This window comes from Vibrio sinaloensis (assembly GCF_000808535.1).
Classification (GTDB): Bacteria; Pseudomonadota; Gammaproteobacteria; order Enterobacterales; family Vibrionaceae; genus Vibrio; species Vibrio sinaloensis_D.
This window is the reverse complement of sequence record NZ_JWLV01000045.1, coordinates 306,110-329,588: the sequence shown is the minus strand read 5'-3', so window position 1 is coordinate 329,588 and position 23,479 is coordinate 306,110. Positions and strand designations below refer to the sequence as shown.

The following is a 23,479-nucleotide window of genomic DNA, read 5'->3' as shown; positions in this document are numbered from 1 at the left end:
TTCTTGCCAAGCCGCTCTCGCATTTTGTAGTGGCGGTTGGATTAGCAATAAAATAAATAGCGGCGCTTTCTCAATTGGGAAAGCGCTTTTGTTTTTGGGCTATTGGTAATACTTTTCCAACGATTGAGTCAGAGCGTCTAGGCTCACTGGCACGACGCCCGATTTATCGCTCTCCTTTTCGACCAAACCTTCATCAATCAGCTCGCGAATGATGCGTGTGTATGCCCGTTCGGTACAGCCAAATCGTTGCGCTTCTTGATACATATAGCTGTGACCTTGAGACTTCTCGTTACAGGTATGACGATCGACCATATCTTTGATGATGTTGTATTTCAGCGGATATAAGGATCGTTCAATCGCAATGCTCATGGTGTTGAGGTAGATGTTCGACATTCTATGGTTCATCCAAAATGCGATATGCCCATCTTGAAGTAGCAGCTCAGCAAACTTGTCCATGGGAATGGCGATCAATGCAACGTCCGATGTGGCGACCACACTAAATGGGCTGGGGCCGTCTGAAAAGAATTCCATTTCACCAAAAAAATTGTCTGCGAGATGGTAGTCACCCAAGCTGAGCGTCTTACCGTTCTCTGCGGTGTGCAGCACCGAAAACTGCGCGTTGTCCGCCCAGTAGACCTCGCTTACTTGCGTATGTTGCTTGATGATGAAGTCGCCTTTGGAGACTTGAATGGTGCGATACTCTTGGTTTTTGACCCATTGACGGATTTTGCTCAACCCTTCGGCCAATATTTTGCTTTTATCCATAGTGATTTATCTACAATGCCCAAGTGAAATTTTTTGCTCTACCGGACAATTGTCGTGTTGCTAACCTTGGTCGATCATATACCATGAGTTTTATCGTTATCAAAAACAAAAGATAAAGCGTGATTAACCTGACGGTGACTATAGTTATAGTGTGACCACGATAGGCGTTTTATCGAATAAAAAGTAAAAGTTAGGACGTAAACAGATGAATTACTTTGATCTTCCAAAAATCGATCTTCACTGCCACCTAGATGGTAGCCTTCGCCCGCAAACCGTTATTGATTTGGCGGCGGAGCAAAAAATTGAGTTACCTAGCCAAGATCCTGCAGTGATCAAAGAGATGATGGTTGCGCCTGAAACTTGCCCTAATCTACAAGAGTATCTAGACCGTTTTGCTTTGCCAATTCAAGTGATGCAGACCAAAGAAAGTCTTGAACGTATTTCGTTTGAACTGTTTGAAGACGCAGCGAAAGAAAACGTTAAGTACCTAGAGGTGCGTTTTGGACCTCAGTTACATACTCAGCAAGGATTAACTTACGCGGAAATCATCGACAGTGTGGTTAAGGGCATGAAGCGTGCAGAAGCGTTGTACGACATTCATGGTAACTACATTCTGTCATTGGTCAAATTGCTGCCAATCGATTCGGTTAACGACATCATTGATGCGGGTGTGCCATTTGTAGGTAAAGGTGTTGTCGCTTTTGACTTAGCAGGTGCAGAGCTGGATAACTTCGCTCATGATTACGTTGAGTACACTCAGTATGCGCGCGAGCAGGGTTATCGCATTACCATTCACGCTGGTGAGCAAGGTTGCGGTCAAAACGTGTACGACGCGATTGAGTTGCTAGGCGCAGAGCGCATTGGCCACGGTGTTGCAATTAAAGATCACGCAGAGGCTTATCAGCGCGTTAAAGAAGATGTGGTTGGCCTAGAAGCGTGCCCAAGCAGCAACGTTCAAACCAAAGCGATTCCTGAACTGAAAGCGCACCCGTTAAACGATTTCCACAAAGATGGTCTAGCTGTGACGATCAACACGGATAACCGCACGGTATCGAACACAACCATGACGGACGAAGTGACCAAGGTGATGGAGCAGTTTGAGCTAACTGCTGAAGACTACAAGCAGATTTACACGGCGAGTGTTGAACAAGCATTTGCTTCAGACGATGTGAAGAAACACTTGATGCAGTTTGTTTAATCGTAGCTGAGCGTTATACAAAAGGAAAACCGCCCAATCAGTTGGGCGGTTTTTTATTGCTTAGAACTTAACTTGGTAGTTCAGAGTGAATGTACGGCCGCGGCTGCGGTAATCGTACGCTTCTGCTGCGTAGTGGCGCGCGTATAGAATTTGAGCGCGTTGACCCCAAATCGTCGTGTAGTCAGCATTTAGAAGGTTTTGGATACCGAAACCTAAGCTACCCACAGGCAGTTGGTAGCTACCAACAAGGTCGAATGTTGTGTAGCCTTCCAGTTTGTTGTCCGCGTCATCTTCGTAGTCAAACATGGTTTGGCTTTGCAGTTTCGCTGCTAGGTTGTCGTCGTACCAACCCAACCAAGCGCTGGCTTTTGATGTACTTGCATTGCCTGCGCTCATCTTGTCCCAGCCGCTCTCTGCTTCAACTTCAGAAATCACATAGTGACCTGAAGCGCCCAGTTGCAGGTTGCTCGTTATCCAGTAAGAGGCCATACCTTCCGCACCGTAGACGCGTTGCTTGTCGTCCAACTTCTCGATAAGTAGCGTGGTGCGGTTGTATTTGATGCTGCGGTCAGATTGTGAGTAGTAAGCTGCCGTCTGAATATTAAAGTTGTTTTGGTTGGTGCGGAAACCAAGTTCGACACTGTTGGTTTTCACCCCTTCCATTTTCGAAGAGTCAACGTTGATGCTGTTTTGCAAAGACCAGTGACCGTTAGCATCTGGCGCCGACGAGTAGCTACCTTGGCCGTAGTACTTCGCTGGATCGGCTAAGTCAAAACCTTGCGAGAAGTTTGCCCAGATCTGCGTTGCATCGCTTAAGCTGTAGATGGTCCCTAGGTTTGCAAGACCAATGTTGTAGCTTGTTTCACCGCCCGGAACCGCATCTGCTGATGCGCCATTCCCTGCCGCGATTTTCTTTTGCACACTGTAGGCAACGAAGTCGTCGATTTTGTTGTTCATGTACTGGTAACGGAAGCCACCTTGAAGTTGCCAGTCGTCAGTGATTGCCCAATCCGCTTGGATAAAGCCTGCGACGGAGCCGACTTCCACGCCAGGGTAACGACCCGTTGTCGCGTACGTCTCGTTGATTAGGTTACCAGAGTTGCCAGCAATGGTCGGATCGAACAAGGCTTGGTTGCTGTCCAGTTTGTCGCGATAAGCATCGACACCATAGATAAGGTTTACGGCACCAAACTGTTTGGAAAGTGCTGTTTTCAACGTAAGCACATCGGTAATTTGTTGCGATGCACCTTGGTAGTATGGGGTGTAGGTTTGGTCTTCTTTACGGTAAGAGGCCTCGGCGATTAACTGATGACCTAAGAAGGCTTCATTGTTGTAGACTGCGCTCAGCATAATGCGCTCTGTACCGTGTTGGCGGTCAGATTTAAAACCATCACGCACATCGACAAAGTTTCGGCCCTCAATGTACAGACCGTACGGAGAGTCTTGTTCACTGTCATAGTATTGGCCAAATAAGCTGAGGCTTTGCGTATCTGTTAGGTTGATGTTGGCGCTCGCCATCACGTCAAAAGTCTCGTTAAATTGAAGTGAACCTTGCGAGATGTCAGGGGTGATGATGTCACCATCGGCATCATAGAAACCTTGGGTCTTTGAGTACACGATCGAGGTACGAGCTTGCACTTTTTCGTTGCCGCCAGCAATGGACTGAGCAAATCGGTAGTCGAGATCTTTGCTTGAGTTAAATCCGGTTGCACCGCCAACCAGCGTTTCAAGCTCAAGGCCATCTTCTGACCCTTTTTTGGTCACAATATTGATGACGCCGCCTGAAGCACCTGCGCCGTAAATCGATGTCGCACCTGATAGCACTTCGATGCGTTCAATGTTGAACGGGTCGATGGAATCTAGGTGGCGACTGATTGGACGTGAAGATTGCAGCGAGACACCATCAATCATCACTAGCATTTTGCGTCCACGAAGGTTTTGACCATAGTTTGTACGTGCGCCGCTGCTAACATCCAGTGACGGGATGGCGGTCGCGAGGATTTCCCCTAAGGTTTTACCACCACGATATTCCTGCTCAACCTGTTCAGATTCGATGTACCAGACGGTGCCTGGAATATCGCTGATCGCTTTCGGTAGGCGACTCGATACCACGACCATTTCATCAAACGTGGTGGTGTCTTGCGCTTGTACCGCAACGGCGGCTGTTGTTGAAGCTATCGCCAATGCGATGGTTGATAGAGGAAAACTTCCTTTGTTCAGTTTCATTTTTATCTCTGTTTTTAGATGAAGAAAGCCAAACCACGTGTCGGGTTTTATGGCTTCCAATGTTGCTACAAAAAGCGGGTAATCAGCTTTGTGTGACCAAGTTGAGTACCTGCAAATAACGAAAACTTTCTGACTTACGCCACCACTTTGCTGATGGCGCTATCGGGGGAGAGCCATTCAATCATGCCTTGCCCCGAGTCGGTGTCGTAAAGAGTTTGCCCAGCGAGCTGGTTGATGATTTGCGCACTTCGCCACGCCATTAAACTGAGCTGTGGCTCGGCAATGCCGTGACTGTGCATGCCGGCATTTACGGCAAAAATCTTGTTGTTTTCAGAACCAGCCCATTTGAGCTCAAAGTTGGCGGTGAGCTGATAGCGGTTGTTCTCATCGAGATCGAGCAGCGGCAAAATCCCGTTCAGACAAGTAGGTGTTGGTGCCTCAAATCCGGTGGCGAGAATAACGATGTCCGCTTGGTGGTATTCAGTTTGTTGGCTTAGCGCATTGCCCGCGCACAGCTCGTAGCCGGTATTGATTTCACGCATATTGGTTAAGGTGCGATGCGGCAGCAATCTCACCCACTTTTCTTCTTTGAGAACATCAAAGCGGTGGTAGAGCTCTTGATAAATCATCAGTAGGGCTTTTTGTGTTATGCCATCTGAGGTGAGCTTTTGCTGAGTAATCTCGTTGCGTTTAACGTCCGGCGATAGGTTGATGAATGCATTCACATAATCCGGTGCGAAGAATTCATTAGTAAACGCGGCTTCGTCGAGCGGTTGGAAATTGGAACGACGCGAGAGCCAATCCAACGAGCGAGGTTTGCCCCATTTGCTTTGCAAGACATTAAGGAAAATGTCCGCGCCACTTTGACCTCCACCAATGATCATGACGCGTTTGTTGGTGAAATCTCGATCTCGTAGCCCAATCTCGGCTGCGTGAAATACCTTGTCGCTAATGAACTTTTTGCTGCAGTCAGGGAATGACGGCACCTTGCCTGTTCCGATACATAAGTTGTTGGCGTGGTAAGCGCCTTGATTGGTATGAAGGGTGAACTGCTCGCCGTCGTAATCAACGTGCTCTACTTTAGTTGAGAACTGAACGTTACCCATTTGGTGTGCTGCCCAAGCAAGGTAGTCTGAGAACTCATGTCGGCTGATGCAGTTCAGCTCCGCCGAGAGGAAACGGTAGAACTTTTTGTTCCTAACCAGATACGATAGGAAGGAGTAACGATTCTCCGGATCGACGGCACTGACCAAATCTTTCAAAAACATGGTCTGCATGTTGGTGTTGTCCAATAGCAAACCAGGGTGCCAAGAAAAGCGTTCACGACCTTCAAAAAATGTGGCATTGATTTGAGGCTGCGTGTCTAAAAGTGCGGCGACACTGAGGTTAAAGGGGCCGACCCCAATACCTGCAAGATCGAGTTTGACGTTGTTAGTGTTGTCCATTTGAATCATCCTTTACTATGGGCTTAAACGGGCGTTAAACGTTTTTATAGTTATTGTTTGGTCTCTGTTTTCGCTTGAGCGAGATAGAGTGGGTTGTCCAACATGTCATCCATGTCTGGAAGCATTCTTGAAGCACTTGAGTCTGTGCTGTGTCTGAACTTAGCGAGGTTAAGTCCAATTCGTAAAATCTGAGGTTTAAACAGATCGAACTTGGCAAATCGGTGTTGGTATTCTGGGTTTTCCGCCATGTAGCGTTTGATTCGATCACCCAACAATCGATAAAACTTCTGTTCGCTGAAGCCGAGCTTTGTAAGTAATGGAGAGATAAATCTCAGCGTAGTGACGAAGTGGCCCGTTTGTAGGTCGTGAATGATCAACGACTCAGGTAAGCGCACGGTCACCTGTTTTACTGGGTCAGGAAGCGACGCTTGCTCTGGATAATCTTGGTCGACCAATCTCATGTCACCCTGAAAATCTTTAAGTAGGATGCGTTTTGGCTGGTGGTTCTCCATCACTAGGGTGACATTTTGCCCGTGAGCAATCAGTGACACGCCGTATTTGCATAACAAGTGGTAGTAGGGGATAACCACACTATCGAACAGCTGCGTTAGCCATGCCTCGGTTGAGAGGCCAGATAGGGCAATATACTCGGCAATTAATGGTTGTCCTTGATTGTCAGATTCCATTAGCGCGGCCATTAAAACGGCATGCTCGTTTGGCGCCAATTTGCTTGCTGCAGACTCGCGCCAGATGACCCCAAGCAACTCGTGATAGCGGTAGGGCGCATCAGTAAGCTGTTGGTAGTCGTGCTGATGAGCGAAAGCCGCTGCCGGTTCTTGCAAGACTTGCGCACCTTTTTCAACCAACACAGGATCGCTTTTAAATACAGAATCGATCCAATCGGATGCCATCGGGCCTGCCAAAATGTACTTCCCAGGAATGCCTCGATAGCAAGAAGTATTCATGACCGTAAGCGGCAGTTTAATATCGAAACTATTGGGGCGGGTGAGGTTGCTCAAAGTGCGCAGCGATAATTGCGGTAAGAACGCATCACCAAATGAGCCGATAAACAGCATTTGTTTCAGTGCGAGCTCTCGAGTGAAGAGCATGGCGACTTTGTTCTCCCACTGCCATGGGTGGACGGGAACGTAGTGATAATCCGCGATATCGACGTTAAACGCCGCGACAATTCGATCCATTTCATTGAGCTCATCACGCGAGATGGACGCCGATAAAAGCTCTTGCCAATTGACGTGTTCATTGGTCGCCAATTGAACAATATCGCGATGTACTGCAACCCAATCGAGCTGAATGGCTTTTTCTGCTTCCGGCGCATAGTCTCGAAGAGCGTGTAAACCCCAACCTCTGCGTCCTTTGTTGAAGGCAAACTTTGGGTGGCCATCGAAGTAGCTCTGCTGTTGCTCGCCGCCAAGCAGAGCCAGATCTCTTGCCGTCATCGTCTCTTTGCGCAGCCAGATTTTGCAGTCGCCCAACAGGGTGGCATTGAGATCTTCAAGGTGCTCGGCAAATGCATCATCGGACATATTGAGCAAAGGTTGAAGATCCCGCATCAATTGCGCCGCGGTTAAATCACAGGGCGGCTCGGAGCGTGCAGTACGGACGATCGTGCTTGGGTCAATACGGACTTGTCCCCAGATGTTCGTCTCCCCGCAGAAGCTATAGCTCACGCCTTTCGCCAAATGGAGGTCAAGACGATCGCCATTAGGCTGAAACTGGAAGGCTTGTTCATACGCGAACTCAGAGAGGATTTTGCCTACCAACGCTTTGTTCGCCGTCGCCCAGTATTTTTGTAGCGCGATTTGTTCCATTACCATTGCTCCTTAAAGAATGCTTCGCGTTGAAGCATCAAGAGTGCGGAGCGTTTATGAGGGAAATCGAACTCAAAACATTTTGTGTACCCCAAAGGAAGAATGCGATTGAAGAGGCGTTCATTGTCGGAGCGGGGTTCAAGGACAATACGCTGGGTACGGCTGTCGTCGATAAACAAATAGTGACTAATTGCGCGCATCCAAGCGTTAAAGAAGCGAGGGCCACGAAATGCTTGTTCTCCGACAAGTAGGTGGATGCCACGGTCAAAATCTTGCACGTCGTAGTAAGGGCTCAATCTATCTTCACAAACCCAATAGGCTTCAACGTAGCCAAAGGGTTGGCCATTGAACTCACCAATCAAAGGCAGTATGTGCGGGTCATTGAGTCGCTCTTGTGCAAATTCGGTCAGTTTTTCTTCACTCCATGCTTGTTCCCAAAAGTGTGCGACACGAGGGTCGTTCATCCAACGTGTGAACATTGGCATGTCTTGAGTGATGTCGAGTAGACGAAAACTGACGTCGAGTTCCGCATCAAGGTCGGTGCGTTTGTACACCACTCCATGGGGTTTATTTGGTCGTAAAGGGTGAGAGCGATAGCGGCTGTCAGACTGAACCCTTTGCAGTGGGAAATTGGCAGAGGGTGTATGTTTATGCCAGTGATAGCCTGATTGGTAGAAGGCTTCACGAGTGAGTGTTTGACCAAACAGAGGCAGCTGCTGTGCAAGGTAGGACCAAGTCATAGGGTCTGAGGCACTCATTGCAACAGAGGCAAGCGATTTCTCTTGGGTAAACAGTCGATCGATTTCATCTATCAATCCAACTTGAGTCGCTTGGTTTTCAACGTCAGTGGATTGCAGCGTTAGCTTTATTGTCGGCTCAGGTTGAGATTCAAAGATAAAGGTAGTGAAATCATGCATGAGAAGACTCCTTAACTTGTACCAATGGGTTGTCGAGATCGAAGTAGATCACCGCAGGGTCAGGAATTGAGTTCTCGTTGAAATTTTGTAGATAGCAGAAGAAATTCCCTTTGCAGCACAAAACGTCGCTTTCAAGTACGTAATTCAAGCAGGCTGCATCCTCAACGCCCGAATCAAGCAGCGCTTGCAGTTGAGCTCTTAAGATGCGCACCAAATCTGCTTCTTCCACGTTGATTGCTGAGGCAATGGCAGATATGACATTGAAGGTGGAGTTAATGATCAGGTAGTACGCAAAGTAGCGTCTGACTTTTTCTTGATTCCAGTAGTTCTCAAGGCTTTCTTTGTCGTTGGATAGAGCGTCGCTGTAGCGTGTAAAGGCAAGATCTGTATACCCAGTGCCTTGGCAATCGCGGTAATACATGCCAATAGGGAAACCATCTTTGAGCTGCATGACGATGTTTTGCTGGTGGGCGAGGAACACCACACCGTGATTGGCCTGCAAATCAAACAAAGAGACGACAGCATGTTGGCAATAAGCATCAAACCACTGCTGCGCGGCAAGAGGCTCAGGAATGCGTTTAGTCGCAGCGTAGTCTTTAATGCGCCGGGCAACCAGCGAACATGTGGCATAAGGGTTTTGTTGGGTAAGCGTTGCAAGGACAACGGCCTCTTCTTGTGGTTTCGTTGCAAGAGGGTTATCTCTAAATGCCACAAGACTTTCGTTAATAATCGCACCCGCTTTGTCGATTAAGCCGATAAACGCGGGCTCTTGCATTAACTGAAAGCCGCGCTCAGAACCAAGCTGGTTGTTTAGTTCGGTTGAGTGGAACAGGTCATTTAATCGCGTCCCACGAATCACTTCTTTGAGTGAGAGATTACGAACAGAATTGGTCAGTTTTACGCTCAACGAAAACTTCAACATATAAGGCAGCGTTGGCGCGTACAGTGAACGCGTTGAAGAGGTCGGATACCAAGGAGCGCCAAGTTGGCCAAGTGGTGTTATTTCACCTTGTTCGATGAAATCTTGAATGTCTTCTCGCTCGCGCATCACCTGCCATTGCCATGGATGCACAGGCAGTAGCTGATTTCCTCGGGCTCTCGCGTTTTGGTGTGCCTCAACTAAATGCGGATGGTGGGCGACCAATTGCGCCATTCTCTCATCGAAACTTACATCGGCGGAGCTGCCAAACTGGAGGCGGTGAGAACGGACTTCCAACCAGTGTAGCGGAAAGTGAGAGCCCATTTCAGGGGAGTAACGTTTGGCATCTTGCAGAGAAAACTGCTCTCGGCTCTTGGGCGCAGGATGGAATGAGTGACCAATCAGCAGGCCTTGTTCGGCAGTCTTAAAATCTAATCGGTCTTCGAATAGCTGGCGTTGGTATGGCGAGTGTTCGATTGCTTGATAGGTATTTCGCACGCTTTCGAGCACACGTTGAACAAAAATTTGTTGCTGCTCTTGGCTGACCATGCCCACTAAGCCCTGGTCACTGACAATAAGCTGGAGCATTTCACTAAATTCAATGTCACGTGAGCCATTTGAATCAACAAGTTGTGCCGGAAGTTGGTATTCATGACTGCCCAGCGAAGAGAAATACTGCAAACCGATTTGAATGGTTCGCAGGTTACTTAGCTTGATGTTAAGTCGTGACTGGGTCTCGGTATGGACAACTTGAACGGCCTCACACTCACGAGCAAGCGCATTGAGGAAGCAGGCCATAGGAGGCGCATTTCCATTTGTCTTCTTGGGTATGTCATCGATTATCGATGAGGTGCTGAGCAGATCGTTTGTACGATTCATTATAGTTCTCGATAGTTATTAACAAAACTGACATGCGAATGCTAATTATTATCATTACTATGATCAACTAGTTTTTTATGTTTCGTGAATATTTTTAACAATTGGGAGGAATGTCAGGCACTTCGAGACGATCGGCGAGTGAAGTGCCTGATTGAGCAAGTGGGAGTTAGCGCCTCATAAGATAGAGGAAATATCCCCCACCAATAATCGAAGCGAGCAAGCCTGCGGGAAATTGCCATGGGAACCAAAGCGTTCGTCCTGCCCAATCTGCGGTGACCATAACGAGCGCACCAATCAGGGCTGCGGTTAACATTTGAGGTGCCGCGCGGTATTGGTGAAGTGAACGGGCCATATGGGGAGCCAGCAAACCGATAAAACTCAATGGACCGATAACAATGGTACAAAGCGTGGTATAGGCGGCGACAAGGAGCAAAAGCAGTAGCCTGACTTTGGTGCAGTTGACACCAATTGCACTGGCGCTAACCTCACCCAGACCCATGATTTCAATCCACCGACTGACAACAAGGGAAGCAGCACCGAGTACCGTAACGCCCACCAAAAGGAGTACGATGTCTTGGCTTGAAACCAAGTACGTTGAGCCAGAAAGCCAAGTGAGTAACGCTCGCACGTCATCGTGACCAGAGCTCATCGCAATTCTCAAAAAGGCGTCTAAGCCTGCACTCAAGGCAATGCCAGTGAGCAAGGTTTGGGTAGGCGCGAACTGGTGCTTTCGACCCATCAACCAAACCACACCAATCACACTTAACGCGCCGATGGTGCCGATGAACATTTGCTGCTCTCGACTAACGGCACCGCCTATTAAGGTACCAAGAACCAATGCCAGCGCAGCGCCAGAGCTAATACCTAGCACTTCTGGGCTTGCCATCGGGTTATTGGAAATACGTTGAATAATGGTGCCAGCAAACGCTAGCCCAATACCCGCGAGAAGGGCGACAAAAACGCGAGGCGCACGCAGTTCAAACAGTGGCCAACTCAAGCTGGTTGACCAGCCGTACTGATTCCTGCCGATAAAAATGGCGCCTGCGACAAAAAGAGACAGCAGTAACGTTAACACCGTCGCGATACGAATGGTTGGGACATGTTGGTAATGCTGAACCGTTTCTGTGCGCGCTTTTAGATCGCTTTGTAGCGAAGTTCTGCGCAGCAGCCACAATAAGAAAGGTGCGCCAATGAGTGCCGTCATTGCTCCGGTCGGAAGCATTTCGCCACCAACGCCAGAAAACGGCTGAATAAGTAGATCGACGGCTAGCAGCATTGCCGCGCCGATCAATCCACTGGTGAGAATTTGCGCGAGTAGCTTTCTAGCGCCAAGCATACGAGCGACAGCGGGGGCGACTATGCCGACAAAGCCGATAAGACCCACTTCACTGACGACGGCGGCCGTAATAAAGATCGCCAATGACAAACACACCAGTTTGATGTGCTTGATATTGACTCCGATAGAGGTCGCGACCGTGTCACCAAACTGCAGCGCCGAAAGCGGCCTTTGTAGCAACAAGAGTAAAGTGGTCGGGATAATCACGAGTGGCAGTAGAGCGTTGGCACTTGACCAGTCATTCTGATTTAGCGCGCCCGCTCCCCAGACAAACACGCTGGTCAGTTGCTGTTCATTGAGCATGATAAGTATGGTGTTCAATGAACCTAAAAATAGGCTGATGACCATGCCAGCAAGCACCATGTGTAAAGGCGCAAACCCTCGAGATGCACTGAGGAGAAAAACCAGTCCTGTCGCAAAACACCCGCCTAAAAAGGCTGGGATAAAACCAGACACGGCTATCTGAGCGGGAATAAACAACAGACCGAGTACCAACCCAAGCTCTGCTCCGGCAGCCACCCCTAAGGTTGTCGGAGACGCGATTGGGTTGCGCAGCACAAACTGCATTACGCAGCCTGCCACCGCTAGTGCAAAGCCACACAGCACCGCGACAGTCAATCTGGGAAGATAGGTCAGATGGGTGATCAAGTGTTGGTAGTTGGTGGCATCAAACTGTGTGATCGTCTCCCACACAAGACGGATACCGCCAGAGTAGGGAGCCGAAAAGTTGATCAGACCAAGTAATACAACCATGCCAACAATGGCAAAGAAAGGCACTCTCCACGAGTGCCCGGTCGGTCTATTCAAGCTTATGGTGTTCATTACTGTGCAATAAGTTGTTGGGTGATATGGTCACTAAAGCGTTGTGCAGCGATTAAACCACCAAAAGTCCAGATGGCAGGTAGCTCATAAACCGAGTTTGTACGAGTGAACTCCATCGCTTGCCACAGTGCATTGCTGTCTAACTGTTCACGCTCAGATGCTTTGAGTGGACCAAATAACATCACGTTGGCTTTTTGATGTTCAGCGAGCTTCTCGGTACCCGCGGTGGTAAAACCCCATACGTTGGTCTCTTCATTCCAGTCGTTTTTGAGTCCCATACCTTGAATGGTCGCTTGCGCCAATGAGCCATCGCTGTGAATGCGCAGTGTTTTTTCATTTAGAAAACGCGCAAACAGTAGCGGTTTATCAGTTTTGTTGGCGGCGCGAACCTTGTCACCATTTTGCTGCAAACGTTGCTCTGTTTGGGCGATGACCTGCTGAGCTTGAGCTTCTTTATCAAGTAACTTGCCTAGAGCCAGAGTAATGGATTTCGCGGATTCAATTGGCTGCTTACTTTCGCTAAAGACACTAAACACAACCACAGGGGCGATGTTTTGTAGCTGTTCATAGGCAGGGGCCATGTGCTTACTGATCAAGATGACATCCGGCTTGATTTCAGTCAGTAGCTCTAGGTTGGGCTCACGACGAGAGCCGACATCGATCACGTTAGGGGATAGCGCAGGTTCAACCACCCAAGTGTTGTAACCTTTGACGTCAGCGATCCCCTGCGGCGCAATGCCTAGGCTAAGTACGGTTTCAGTTAACGCCCAATCGAGTGCCACGACTTTTTCTGGACGTTGTTCAAAGGACGCAACGCCCATTTCGTGTTCGATTTCAATCGCATTAACATGGAAGGTAAGCAGTGCGGTGAGCGCTAGAATGATTCTTTTCACAACAGTTCCTTTTGATTTTGAGTGTATAGCGGTAGTTGACTTACGGGACATAGCTAATGGGCTGCCCTGTCGCCGGGTGTGGGAACAGAGCCAACTCCATTCCATAAATCTTGAGCAATGTTTCTGGTGTCATCATCGATTCGGGCGTGCCTTGCGCGATCACTTTTCCTGAATGGAGTGCAATGAGGTGATCGCTAAACTTTGCGGCCATGTTGACATCATGCAACACCATAATCACAGTAAGGCCAATTGATTCATTGAGTTCTCTGATGAGGGCAAGAAGCTCGTATTGGTGAGCAACATCGAGTGCAGAAGTGGGCTCATCGAGCAAAATGCATTCACTCTGCTGAGCCAGTAACATCGCGACCCACGCTCTTTGCCTTTCTCCTCCAGAGAGGGTGGCGACAAAACGGTTTGCAAATGAATTGAGGCCAACTTTGTCGATTGCTTGGTCAATCAGCCGATTATCTTCCTCTCCGTAACGTCCAAACGCTCCTTTCCAAGGATAACGACCAAAGCTGACCAACTCTCTAACGGTCACGCCGTCAGTCAGCGGCGGGTGCTGAGGTAGATAGGCCACGCGGTGGGCAAATTCCAACGGCGTTAATTGGCTGACAGGGGTGCCACTAAGTGTCACCTCGCCCGTTGAAGGGGCATTTTGGCGACTGAGTAGCTTCATTAAGGTCGACTTTCCACAGCCATTATGACCGAGTAGTGTCGTAATCTTACCTGGCGAAAACGTTAAGGATGTCGGGGATAGAATCGCTCTATCATCAATATGGAATGATGCATCGACCAACTGGAACATAGCGGTATTACAAGTTGAGTTATTGTCTACAAGGCGCTAACCTTACCATAACTTAATCTTAATGATAATGATTTTCAAAATCATAAGTGGTTATTTCTCATCGCTATCAGTGTGTCATTCCATCACATTGACGTTTCAAGAGTATCTTAGTATGTCAGGGGTAAAATCTTCTCAGTTCCAGCTCGTGGTTATTGGTTTGGTCGCAGCGCTAATGGGCGTAGGGCAAAATGGCTTATTGGTCTCACTTCCCTTTTTAGTCGAACAATCTGCGTTCAGTCTCTCGACGTGGTCACTGCTGATTGCGGTAGGAAGTTTTCTGTTTTTGCCTTCGGCACCTTTTTGGGGAAGAGTGAGCGATCGCCATGGACCCAAAAATGTTGTCCTCCAAGCACTTGCAGGAATGACGGCGAGCTTTCTGCTGCTGTGTCTTTTTGCAATGGCGAGCAGTGATGGAGAATGGGCAATGGGTTGGACGCTGACCGGCTTGGTTGTGGCAAGGGTTATTTACGGCTGCACAGTCGCCGGTATGGTGCCAGCAAGCCAGCATTGGGCAATTCTTCTTTGTGGCAAAGAGAACCGCCTGCAAGCCATTACATCGGTCAGCATTGGCTTAAGTGTTGGCCGTTTGATTGGTCCACTTGTTGCCGTGTTAGCGCTGAAGCTCTCTCCTTTTGCCCCTTTAATGCTAATGATTCTGTTACCTCTTATCGCCTTGCTTGCGGCAGCATGGTTACCCAACCCCAACTTGCTTGATTCCGATTCGCGTAAACGCACCTCTGCACCCTGGCTGCCTGATGCGGTCTTGATGCCCTTTTTAGTGAGCGGTCTGCTTTTGTGTGCGGTCATTGCCTTGTTGCAATACAGTTTTTCTCCGCTGATTGGTAGCGTCACTCAATGGTCGACCAGTGAAATCAGTGATGCAATTGGGGTATTGCTGACGGTCAGTGCGGCGGCAACATTTTTGTCGCAAGTATTTGTTATAAAAAAGAAACGTCTGACGGCAGTGAGCATGTATCGACTTGGCTCGATTGCGCTCTTGATTGGGTTTGGCTTGTTCTTGTCCGGTGACTTTGGCGTGTTCATGCTCGCGTCAGCCGTTGTTTCTGTCGGCGCCGCCTTGTTGGTGCCAGCGTACACTTCAATGGCGACAGAGAAGATGCCGGACACTCCCGGTGTGGTATCGGGCTACGTTTCTATGTCTCACACCATAGGCTATGGCTTAGCATCTTTACTCGCATTTACCGCAACCCTGTCGCCACACTATCCGATCTATTTATGTCTTGGCTTTTCTCTTGCCATCGGTATGGTCGCATTTCGCCCTTGGTCTGAACGTTTTCGCCTTGCTAAACGGTAAGCACCTTTTTGTTTTCAGGGTGTCTTGGGCAATCACTGCACAGCTCTCGTCCGTCACATTTATAGACAAGGCAGCAGCTCGTGCGTACCAGTTTTAAGTGGCCATCTTGTTGGTCGCTGTGCAAAGTCGCAACGAGTTTGTCGGGCAAGTTACAGGCTTTCAACCAAAGCAGGGCTTGTTGTCTGAGGTAATCGTGACTTAAGTCGGGAGCGAATTGGTGGAGACGAACAATGCAGCCTAAGATGCCATCTGCGATCAGGTACTTGGTAAACCCGGGTCTGATGCGCGTCCATTGATTCATCTCTTGACGATAGTGGTCAAACAACACCATGAGTTCACTCCCTGCCAGCTCGATTAATGCTTCGCTCGTTCCTGTTCTAACCTCATCCTCTTCGAACTGAAATCCACCAATAAACCGCTCTTGAACTTGCTGCGCCATCTGGGTGAGGTAAGGCAGTCCCTGGCATGCATAGATCGAGATAAACGCCACATAGACAGGTTGCCAGCAGAGTAATGTCCAAGTACGAGTGAGCCAATAGGCGCTGCCTGCCTCAGGATGTGCAGACTGCAAAGAGAGGTAAAGCTGCTCTATTTGTTCAGAGCAAGGCTGGCTGATATGGATAAGGCGCTCCGATTGCAAGTCTGCGGGGAGTGATTCGACCTTCCCTGCTAAGTAAGGGGTGACTTGCTGAGCGTGTTGAAATAAATGATCAAAAAAAGAGTTCGTGCTCATGAATGGCTAATTGGTCGTTGCTGTGAGAGTGGATAGCCTAATTAACTCATCAAGTAAATGCAATTGATTATCATTTTAATGGAGTGGGGTTGTGTAAGTGAAATGTGATTTGGCTATTTGTTGCACGAAATTTTTCTGCAAAAGCCAAAGGTTAGTGCACTAATTGTTTTTTATGGTTTTGGTTTCTCTATGGGAGTTTTGAGTTTCTGTCGCTTCTTTGGGTGGTGATGGTTGGTGGCGAACTTTTGCTTTTGTTTTACTTGTATAACATTGATATTAATCAATTTCTCGTTCATTTTAAAACTTAACTTCTGTGATTTAAGCTCTGTATTGGTTGTTGTTTATGATTTTGTACACTAACCAAAAAACGGCAACATTCCCTAATTTGAAATTGAATTTATAGAAAATTGATTTGAGTTCGAATTAATTTTCAGGCATTTTATATTTAACTAATCGTTCAATTAAAAATAACAAAGGGCTAAAACATGCCAAAAGTGGGTATGCCAGAAATACGAAAACCTCAGCTTGTTCAAGCGACAATGGCGGTGATTGATCGGGTGGGTTTACACGCCGCGAGCATTTCATTGATCAGCAAAGAAGCAGGGGTGTCGACTGGGATCATTAACCACTATTTTGGCGGCAAGCACGGTTTGCTCGAGGAGACGATGCGGGCGATTTTGCGTCAGCTCTCTTCAACCATTACCAGCCAACTAAGAGAGATTCCCAAAGACGCACATCTAGAGCGAATCAATGCCATCATTGACGGCAATTTTGTCGGTTTCCAAGCGGAAAACAAAGTGGCGAAAACCTGGTTGGCTTTCTGGTCACATTCTATGCACGACCCTCAGTTAAAGCGCCTACAGTCGGTCAATGAAAAGCGTTTGCTGTCTCATTTGAAGTTAGAACTCAAAGGGCTTTTTGACCCGCAGCAAGCCGAACTGATTGCGTTTGGCATTGCTTCTCTGATTGATGGTATCTGGCTACGTGGCACCCTGAACCCTTCAGGGATTGATGCGACGAAGGCTCGCTTCATCATCAACGATTATCTTGATAAACAGCTCACTTTTTATTCTAAAAAATAACTACTAAGTCAGATCTTTACATGGAAACGAAATCACTTTTTATCGATGGTAAAACTCACTCTGCGACGTCGGGTGAGCTATTTACGACATACAACCCAGCAACGGGAGAGGCGCTTGCCGACATTGGCCAAGCGAGCCAGCAAGACGTGGAACGCGCGATAGCATCAGCAAAACGCGGCTTTGCGATCTGGTCGAAGATGAGTGCGGTCGAGCGCAGTCGAATCTTACTTAAAGCCGTGGCGATTCTTCGCGAGCGTAACGATGAACTGGCAAAACTCGAGGTGAAAGACACCGGGAAGCCACTCCAAGAGGCAATTGAGGTTGATGTTGCTTCAGGCGCGGATGTGATCGAGTACTTTGCTGGCCTTGCGCCCGCGCTGCAAGGTGAGCAGCAACCGCTTAGCGAATCCCAGTTTTTTTACACTCGCAGAGAGCCGCTCGGTATCTGCGCTGGTATTGGTGCGTGGAATTATCCGATCCAAATCGCGATGTGGAAATCTGCCCCAGCGTTGGCCGCGGGAAATGTGATGGTGTTTAAACCTTCCGAAGAGACGCCGCTGACTGCCGTTAAACTGGCGGAAATCTTCACTGAAGCTGGTATGCCAGATGGTGTTTTCAATGTAGTACAAGGCGATTATCGCGTCGGGCAAATGCTCACAGCGCATCCTGATATTGCCAAAGTCTCGTTCACGGGTGAGTCAGGTACGGGCAAAAAGGTGATGGCAGACAGTGCCGTTTCACTCAAACAAGTGACCATGGAGCTAGGTGGCAAATCGCCAATGATCATTTTTGATGATGCCAAGCTTGATGATGCTGTGTCGGCGGCAATGGTTGCGAATTTCTATACTCAAGGCGAAGTGTGTACTCACGGCACACGCGTATTTGTTCACGAATCTATTTACCCAGAGTTCATTGAACAGTTGAAAGTGCGCACAGAAAAATTGCGTGTTGGCGACCCAATGTCGATGGAAACACAAATCGGCGCACTGATTTCCAAACCTCACTTGGAAAAAGTACTTGGCGCGATTGAAGCAGCAAAACAGAGCGGTGCAGAGCTGATTACGGGTGGCTACCAAGTCACAGAGGGCGACCTAAAACACGGTAATTTTGTCGCACCGACAGTGTTTGCTCAATGCTCTGACGATATGGCGCATGTACAGCAAGAAATTTTTGGCCCTGTCATGTCAGTGATGACGTTCAAAGATGAATCAGAAGTGATTCAACGCGCCAACAATACTGACTATGGATTGGCCGCAGGTGTCTTCACCCAAAACTTAGCGCGTGCACATCGCGTGATTCATCAAATGCAAGCGGGTATTTGTTGGGTTAACACTTGGGGTGACTCTCCTGCTGAAATGCCTGTGGGTGGCTATAAATCCTCGGGAATTGGCCGCGAAAATGGGGTCGAAACCCTGCATCACTACACCCAAACGAAGAGTATTTTGATCGAGTTGGGTGATTACCCAAGCCCATACGCTTAACCCAATCACGGAGAGATAACATGGAACAACGCTACGATTATATTATCGTCGGCGCGGGTTCGGCCGGCTGTATTTTGGCAGATCGCCTAACAGAGAGTGGTGAACATCGCGTTCTCTTGCTTGAAGCTGGTGGAACAGACAAGAGTATTTTTATTCAAATGCCGACGGCGCTGTCCTACCCAATGAATAGCGAACGTTACGCGTGGCAATTTGAAACTCAAGCGGAAGCGGGACTTGATGGGCGCAAACTCCATTGCCCGCGAGGTAAAGTGCTTGGGGGAAGCTCTTCGATCAATGGCATGGTGTATGTGCGTGGACATGCGTGCGATTTTGATGAGTGGGAACAGCAGGGTGCTAAAGGTTGGCGTTATTCTGCGTGTTTACCTTACTTCCGCCGGACGGAGACTTGGTCTGGTGGCGAAGACGAGTACCGGGGTGGACAAGGTCCTGTCGGAACCTGTAATGGGAACGATATGGCGCTCAATCCTTTGTACCAAGCCTTTATTGATGCAGGGAAAGAGGCCGGCTACCCAGAAACCAAGGACTACAATGGTTATCAGCAAGAAGGCTTTGGCCCAATGCACATGACCGTTGACAAAGGCGTTCGCGCTTCGACATCGAACTCGTATTTACGACGCGCTCTGAAGCGCTCAAACCTCACGTTGATTAAAGGCGTTGTCGCTCGAAAAGTGATTCTGGAAGGTAAAACCGCGGTCGGTGTTGAGTTTCAAAAGTCGGGCAAAGTGGTGCAATGCTTTGCCGAAAAAGAAGTGATTTCTAGCGCAGGCTCCATTGGTTCACCTCAACTGCTGCAGCTTTCGGGCATTGGTCCTAAAGATGTGCTTAATAAAGCGGGTGTTGACCTTGTTCATGATCTTCCGGGTGTGGGACAAAATCTTCAAGATCATCTAGAGATTTACTTCCAGTATCATTGCTCTCAGCCTATTACTCTCAACAGCAAATTAGGGTTAGTCAGCAAAGGTATGATCGGCGCTCAGTGGATCTTAACCCGCACTGGATTGGGGGCAACCAATCACTTTGAATCTTGCGCCTTTATTCGTTCTCGTGAAGGTCTGAAGTGGCCTAACATTCAGTATCATTTTTTGCCTGCAGCAATGCGATATGACGGTCGCGCCGCCTTCGATGGGCACGGCTTCCAAGTGCATGTTGGACCAAACAAACCTGAGAGTCGCGGTCATGTGGCGATCACATCCGCAGACCCTTTGGTGAAACCACATATTGAATTCAACTACATCTCTACCGAGCAAGATCGCCAAGACTGGCGTGATTGTATTCGCCTGACTCGAGAGATCTTAATGCAGCCCGCTATGGACTCATACCGAGGTGAGGAGATTCAGCCAGGCATCGCGATCACCAGCGACCAAGCGATTGATGAGTGGGTGAAAGCCAATGTCGAGAGCGCATACCACCCGTCGTGTAGTTGCAAAATGGGCGCAGATGACGACCCGATGGCGGTACTGGATGAACAGTGCCGGGTACGAGGAATCGATGGCTTGCGCGTGGTGGACTCTTCTGTCTTTCCCACTATCCCTAATGGCAACCTCAATGCTCCGACCATGATGGTCGCTGAACGAGCGTCCGACATGATCCTCGGCAAGCCTATGTTAGCTGAGCAAGACGTGCCAGTTTGGATAGCGCCGCAGTGGCAAAACAAACAACGAATGAACTCTCCGAGAAGAGCATTCAAATAACTAAAGTCAGTAATCATTACAAGGAAAACACTATGTCTATGATGACAAAAACACTCTCAACACTCGCTCTGAGTACTATGGCTATGAATGCCTACGCGAATCAGTGTGAAACGGTTCGTTTTGCCGATGTGGGCTGGACTGACATTACGGCGACAACGGCGGTCACCTCAGAGCTGCTGAAAGGTTTAGGTTACAAAACCAAAACGGATTTGCTCTCTGTACCGGTCACATACTCGTCAATGGCGAACGGTGATATCGATATCTTCCTTGGCAACTGGATGCCAACCATGGAGGGAGATATCGCTAAATACCGTGAAGCGGGAACGGTTGAAACCGTGCGTGCCAACTTAGAAGGGGCGAAGTACACGTTAGCTGTGCCGAAATATGTGTACGACGCTGGCGTAAAGAGCTTTGCTGATCTTGCCACTCACGCCGATAAGTTTCGCGACCGCATTTATGGCATTGAACCTGGGAACGATGGTAACCGCCTGATTCAATCGATGATTGACAGCAATGCTTTTGGTCTAAAGGACTTTAACTTAGTGGAGTCGAGTGAGGCGGGCATGGTTTCACAGGTGTCCCGTGCAGTACGCCGTAATCAATGGATTGTTTATTTAGGTTGGGCTCCGCACCCAATGAACAGCAATGTTGAGATGGAGTACCTAGCAGGCGGTGACGACTTCTTTGGCCCAAACTATGGTGGTGCTAACGTCTACACCAATGTGCGCGCTAATTACCTGAATGAGTGTCAAAACGTTGGTCAGCTACTTAAGAACCTTGAGTTTAGCTTAGAAATGGAAAACCAATTGATGGAAGCCATTTTGAACCAGAACGTCAAGCCTTCGAAAGCGGCACAGCAGTGGCTACAAGCCAACCCTGAGCAAGTGAAAAATTGGCTAGAGGGCGTGAAGACGCTAGATGGCAAAGACGCGGTATCACAGGTTCAAAATTACATTGGTTCTAAGGCGTAAGCCAGCTCGGTGGGTATTTGCCCACCGACACTTTCAGCAAACACAAATAACACAAAGGTTGTAATGTGAATTTTATTACTGACAACAAAATCCCGCTGGGTCAATGGATGGAAGCCGGTGTTGATTGGTTGACGGACAACGCTGCTGGCTTGTTTGATGCGATTTCTATCTTCCTCGAAACCATCATTCTTTTTGTTGTAGATGGTTTTAAATGGATGCCACCGGCAATGCCAATCTTGATGACCGCAGCGATCGCTTGGTATCTCCACCGAAGCGTTCCGTTAGTCCTCTTTATTGTGGCAGCACTGTTGACCATTCTGAATCTTGGCTACTGGGAAGAGATGCTTGAAACCTTCGTTTTAGTCTTCGCCGCGACGACGATTTCGGTGTTGGTTGGCGTGCCACTTGGCATTATGGCGGCGCACCGGCCTTGGCTCTATACCCTATTGCGACCCATTCTAGATCTAATGCAGACGGTGCCAACGTTTGTCTATTTAATTCCAACGCTTGTTTTGTTTGGCTTGGGCATTGTCCCAGGATTAATCTCAACCATCATTTTTGCTATCGCTGCGCCGATTCGACTGACGTATCTTGGTATTACAAAAGTACCAGAGGAACTGGTGGAAGCGGGTAAAGCATTCGGTGCGACCAGAATGAAGCTTCTATTCAAAGTGGAACTGCCCGCTGCGATGCCGTCCATTATGGCGGGGGTGACTCAGTGCATCATGTTGTCGTTGTCTATGGTTGTGATTGCAGCATTAGTCGGGGCGGATGGGCTCGGCAAGCCAGTGGTTCGCGCACTCAATACCGTGAATATCTCACAGGGCTTTGAAGCAGGTCTTGCGATTGTACTGGTTGCGATCATCTTGGATCGCTTGTGTAAATCACCGAATCAAAAGGAAGCATAACAATGGATGCAATCACAATTACCGAGCTTGATGTTGTCTTTGGTGATAAGCCACAACTGGCATTACAGCAATTGGACCAAGGCCACACTCGCCAAGAGATCATTGACCAGACAGGGCAAGTTGTTGGTGTGGATAAGGTTTCACTGACCGTCAAAGAAGGGGAAATCTGTGTCCTGATGGGGCTGTCTGGTTCGGGGAAGTCGAGTTTACTCCGCGCGGTGAATGGTCTGAACCCAATCTCACGCGGTCACCTAGAAATCAAAGATGGAGAGCAAGCGGTCGATTTGGCAAATTGTGACGAAGAGACGCTGCGCCACCTTCGCACGCATCGAGTGTCTATGGTGTTTCAAAAATTCGCCCTAATGCCTTGGCTGACGGTTCTCGACAACGTCGCGTTTGGCCTTGAGCTCCAAGGTATGGGAAAAGCTGAGCGCCGTAAAAAAGCGCGCGAGCAACTGGAGATGGTTGATCTGGCAGAATGGGAAGAGAAATACCCCCATGAGCTTTCTGGCGGAATGCAGCAACGAGTTGGGCTCGCCCGTGCATTTGCTATGGACACCGACATCTTGCTGATGGACGAGCCTTTCTCTGCGTTAGACCCATTGATACGTGCTCAACTTCAAGATGAGTTATTGGTACTGCAAGAGAAGCTCAACAAGACGATTTTGTTTGTTAGTCATGATCTCGACGAAGCGTTAAAAATCGGCAATAACATCGCGATTATGGAATCTGGTCGTTTGATTCAACATGGAAAACCAGAAGAGATCATATTGGCGCCTAAAAATGATTATGTGCGCGATTTCGTTGCTCACACCAATCCATTAAATGTCTTAAAAGGTCGCTCGCTCATGCAGCCAGTCAGTGAACTGAACAGCCAAGATACCCAGTTGCAAGTGTGCACCTCTCAGCCGATTTGGGTCGAGCAAAATCAGCAAAAGCTCAGTTTGATCAAAACTGACGAGTCGTTAAAGCTACTGCATTGGGATTTAAATAGCAGCCAAATTGAGGAAGTGGATAGCTCGACGGTGATTGTGACCAGTCCAGACATTGGCATGCGCGAAGCGATTGAACTGAAACAGCGCAGTGGTCAACCAATCCTGTTGATAGAAGATGGAGAGTTGGTGGGGGTACTTAATGACAGCGAGTTTTATGAGGCGCTGCTAGGGAACTATCAATCTGTTGCTGCGTAACCAGCTCAACG

At 48.5% G+C, this 23,479-nt stretch carries 18 protein-coding genes; 8 read left to right on the top strand and 10 right to left on the bottom strand.

Annotated elements, in window-relative coordinates:
• Positions 1 to 99 precede the first annotated feature (99 nt).
• Entirely contained in the window at positions 100 to 765 is a 666-nt protein-coding gene (locus tag RJ47_RS17965) for a Crp/Fnr family transcriptional regulator (RefSeq protein WP_039485854.1), read from the bottom strand.
• Between the two features lie 205 nt (positions 766 to 970).
• Here RJ47_RS17965 and add point away from each other — a divergent pair, with 205 nt between their 5' ends.
• Entirely contained in the window at positions 971 to 1,963 is a 993-nt protein-coding gene (gene add / locus RJ47_RS17960) for an adenosine deaminase (RefSeq protein WP_038134810.1), read from the top strand.
• 60 nt (positions 1,964 to 2,023) lie between these two features.
• Here add and RJ47_RS17955 read toward each other — a convergent pair whose 3' ends face one another.
• The 8 genes from RJ47_RS17955 to RJ47_RS17920 all read right to left on the bottom strand — a co-directional run bounded on the left by RJ47_RS17955 (position 2,024) and on the right by RJ47_RS17920 (position 14,037).
• Positions 2,024 to 4,189, bottom strand: coding sequence for a TonB-dependent receptor (locus tag RJ47_RS17955; protein ID WP_039485852.1), 2,166 nt, complete (start codon positions 4,187 to 4,189; stop codon positions 2,024 to 2,026).
• A gap of 134 nt (positions 4,190 to 4,323) precedes the next feature.
• Positions 4,324 to 5,634: a lysine N(6)-hydroxylase/L-ornithine N(5)-oxygenase family protein gene (locus tag RJ47_RS17950; RefSeq protein ID WP_039485851.1), complete on the bottom strand. Its 1,311-nt coding sequence runs from the start codon at positions 5,632 to 5,634 to the stop codon at positions 4,324 to 4,326.
• A 50-nt stretch (positions 5,635 to 5,684) separates the two neighbouring features.
• Positions 5,685 to 7,463, bottom strand: coding sequence for an IucA/IucC family protein (locus RJ47_RS17945; protein WP_039485849.1), 1,779 nt, complete (start codon positions 7,461 to 7,463; stop codon positions 5,685 to 5,687).
• Positions 7,463 to 8,380, bottom strand: coding sequence for a GNAT family N-acetyltransferase (locus RJ47_RS17940; RefSeq protein ID WP_039485847.1), 918 nt, complete (start codon positions 8,378 to 8,380; stop codon positions 7,463 to 7,465). Before RJ47_RS17940 ends, RJ47_RS17945 begins: the two co-directional genes overlap by 1 nt.
• Complete coding sequence (locus RJ47_RS17935; RefSeq protein WP_039485845.1) at positions 8,373 to 10,178, bottom strand: IucA/IucC family protein; 1,806 nt, start codon at positions 10,176 to 10,178, stop codon at positions 8,373 to 8,375. The genes RJ47_RS17940 and RJ47_RS17935 overlap by 8 nt, the downstream gene beginning before the upstream one ends.
• A gap of 166 nt (positions 10,179 to 10,344) precedes the next feature.
• Positions 10,345 to 12,336 (bottom strand): Fe(3+)-hydroxamate ABC transporter permease FhuB, encoded by a 1,992-nt coding sequence (fhuB, locus tag RJ47_RS17930; protein ID WP_039485842.1) that lies wholly within the window; start codon positions 12,334 to 12,336, stop codon positions 10,345 to 10,347.
• On the bottom strand, positions 12,336 to 13,229 hold the full coding sequence (locus RJ47_RS17925; RefSeq protein ID WP_039485839.1) for an ABC transporter substrate-binding protein: 894 nt from the start codon (positions 13,227 to 13,229) through the stop codon (positions 12,336 to 12,338). The genes fhuB and RJ47_RS17925 overlap by 1 nt, the downstream gene beginning before the upstream one ends.
• 40 nt (positions 13,230 to 13,269) lie before the next feature.
• Positions 13,270 to 14,037 carry an ABC transporter ATP-binding protein gene (locus RJ47_RS17920; RefSeq protein ID WP_039485836.1) on the bottom strand — a complete coding sequence of 256 codons (768 nt, stop codon included), beginning with the start codon at positions 14,035 to 14,037 and terminating at the stop codon, positions 13,270 to 13,272.
• A gap of 151 nt (positions 14,038 to 14,188) precedes the next feature.
• On the opposite strand from RJ47_RS17920, the gene RJ47_RS17915 reads away from it, so the two are divergent.
• Positions 14,189 to 15,391 carry an MFS transporter gene (locus RJ47_RS17915; protein ID WP_039485833.1) on the top strand — a complete coding sequence of 401 codons (1,203 nt, stop codon included), beginning with the start codon at positions 14,189 to 14,191 and terminating at the stop codon, positions 15,389 to 15,391.
• On the opposite strand, the gene RJ47_RS17910 is transcribed toward RJ47_RS17915, so the two are convergent.
• Positions 15,381 to 16,124 carry a siderophore ferric iron reductase gene (locus RJ47_RS17910; RefSeq protein ID WP_039485832.1) on the bottom strand — a complete coding sequence of 248 codons (744 nt, stop codon included), beginning with the start codon at positions 16,122 to 16,124 and terminating at the stop codon, positions 15,381 to 15,383. The two genes, RJ47_RS17915 and RJ47_RS17910, sit on opposite strands and share 11 nt — an antisense overlap.
• A 485-nt stretch (positions 16,125 to 16,609) precedes the next feature.
• Here RJ47_RS17910 and betI point away from each other — a divergent pair, with 485 nt between their 5' ends.
• The 6 genes from betI (at position 16,610) to choV (ending at position 23,468) form a co-directional block, all read left to right on the top strand.
• Complete coding sequence (gene betI, locus RJ47_RS17905; protein ID WP_038212544.1) at positions 16,610 to 17,206, top strand: transcriptional regulator BetI; 597 nt, start codon at positions 16,610 to 16,612, stop codon at positions 17,204 to 17,206.
• A 20-nt stretch (positions 17,207 to 17,226) separates the two neighbouring features.
• Positions 17,227 to 18,687, top strand: coding sequence for a betaine-aldehyde dehydrogenase (gene betB, locus RJ47_RS17900; protein ID WP_038187397.1), 1,461 nt, complete (start codon positions 17,227 to 17,229; stop codon positions 18,685 to 18,687).
• A gap of 20 nt (positions 18,688 to 18,707) precedes the next feature.
• A complete protein-coding gene (gene betA, locus RJ47_RS17895) occupies positions 18,708 to 20,399 on the top strand; it encodes a choline dehydrogenase (protein WP_039485828.1) in 1,692 nt (563 codons plus the stop codon).
• Positions 20,400 to 20,431: 32 nt separating this feature from the next.
• The gene (locus RJ47_RS17890; RefSeq protein ID WP_039485825.1) at positions 20,432 to 21,370 is read left to right on the top strand and encodes a choline ABC transporter substrate-binding protein; all 939 of its coding nucleotides are present in this window, start codon (positions 20,432 to 20,434) and stop codon (positions 21,368 to 21,370) included.
• A gap of 65 nt (positions 21,371 to 21,435) precedes the next feature.
• Positions 21,436 to 22,278 (top strand): choline ABC transporter permease subunit, encoded by an 843-nt coding sequence (choW, locus tag RJ47_RS17885; RefSeq protein ID WP_038134847.1) that lies wholly within the window; start codon positions 21,436 to 21,438, stop codon positions 22,276 to 22,278.
• Positions 22,279 to 22,280: 2 nt separating this feature from the next.
• Positions 22,281 to 23,468, top strand: coding sequence for a choline ABC transporter ATP-binding protein (choV, locus tag RJ47_RS17880; RefSeq protein ID WP_039485822.1), 1,188 nt, complete (start codon positions 22,281 to 22,283; stop codon positions 23,466 to 23,468).
• The last annotated feature ends 11 nt before the right edge of the window (positions 23,469 to 23,479 follow it).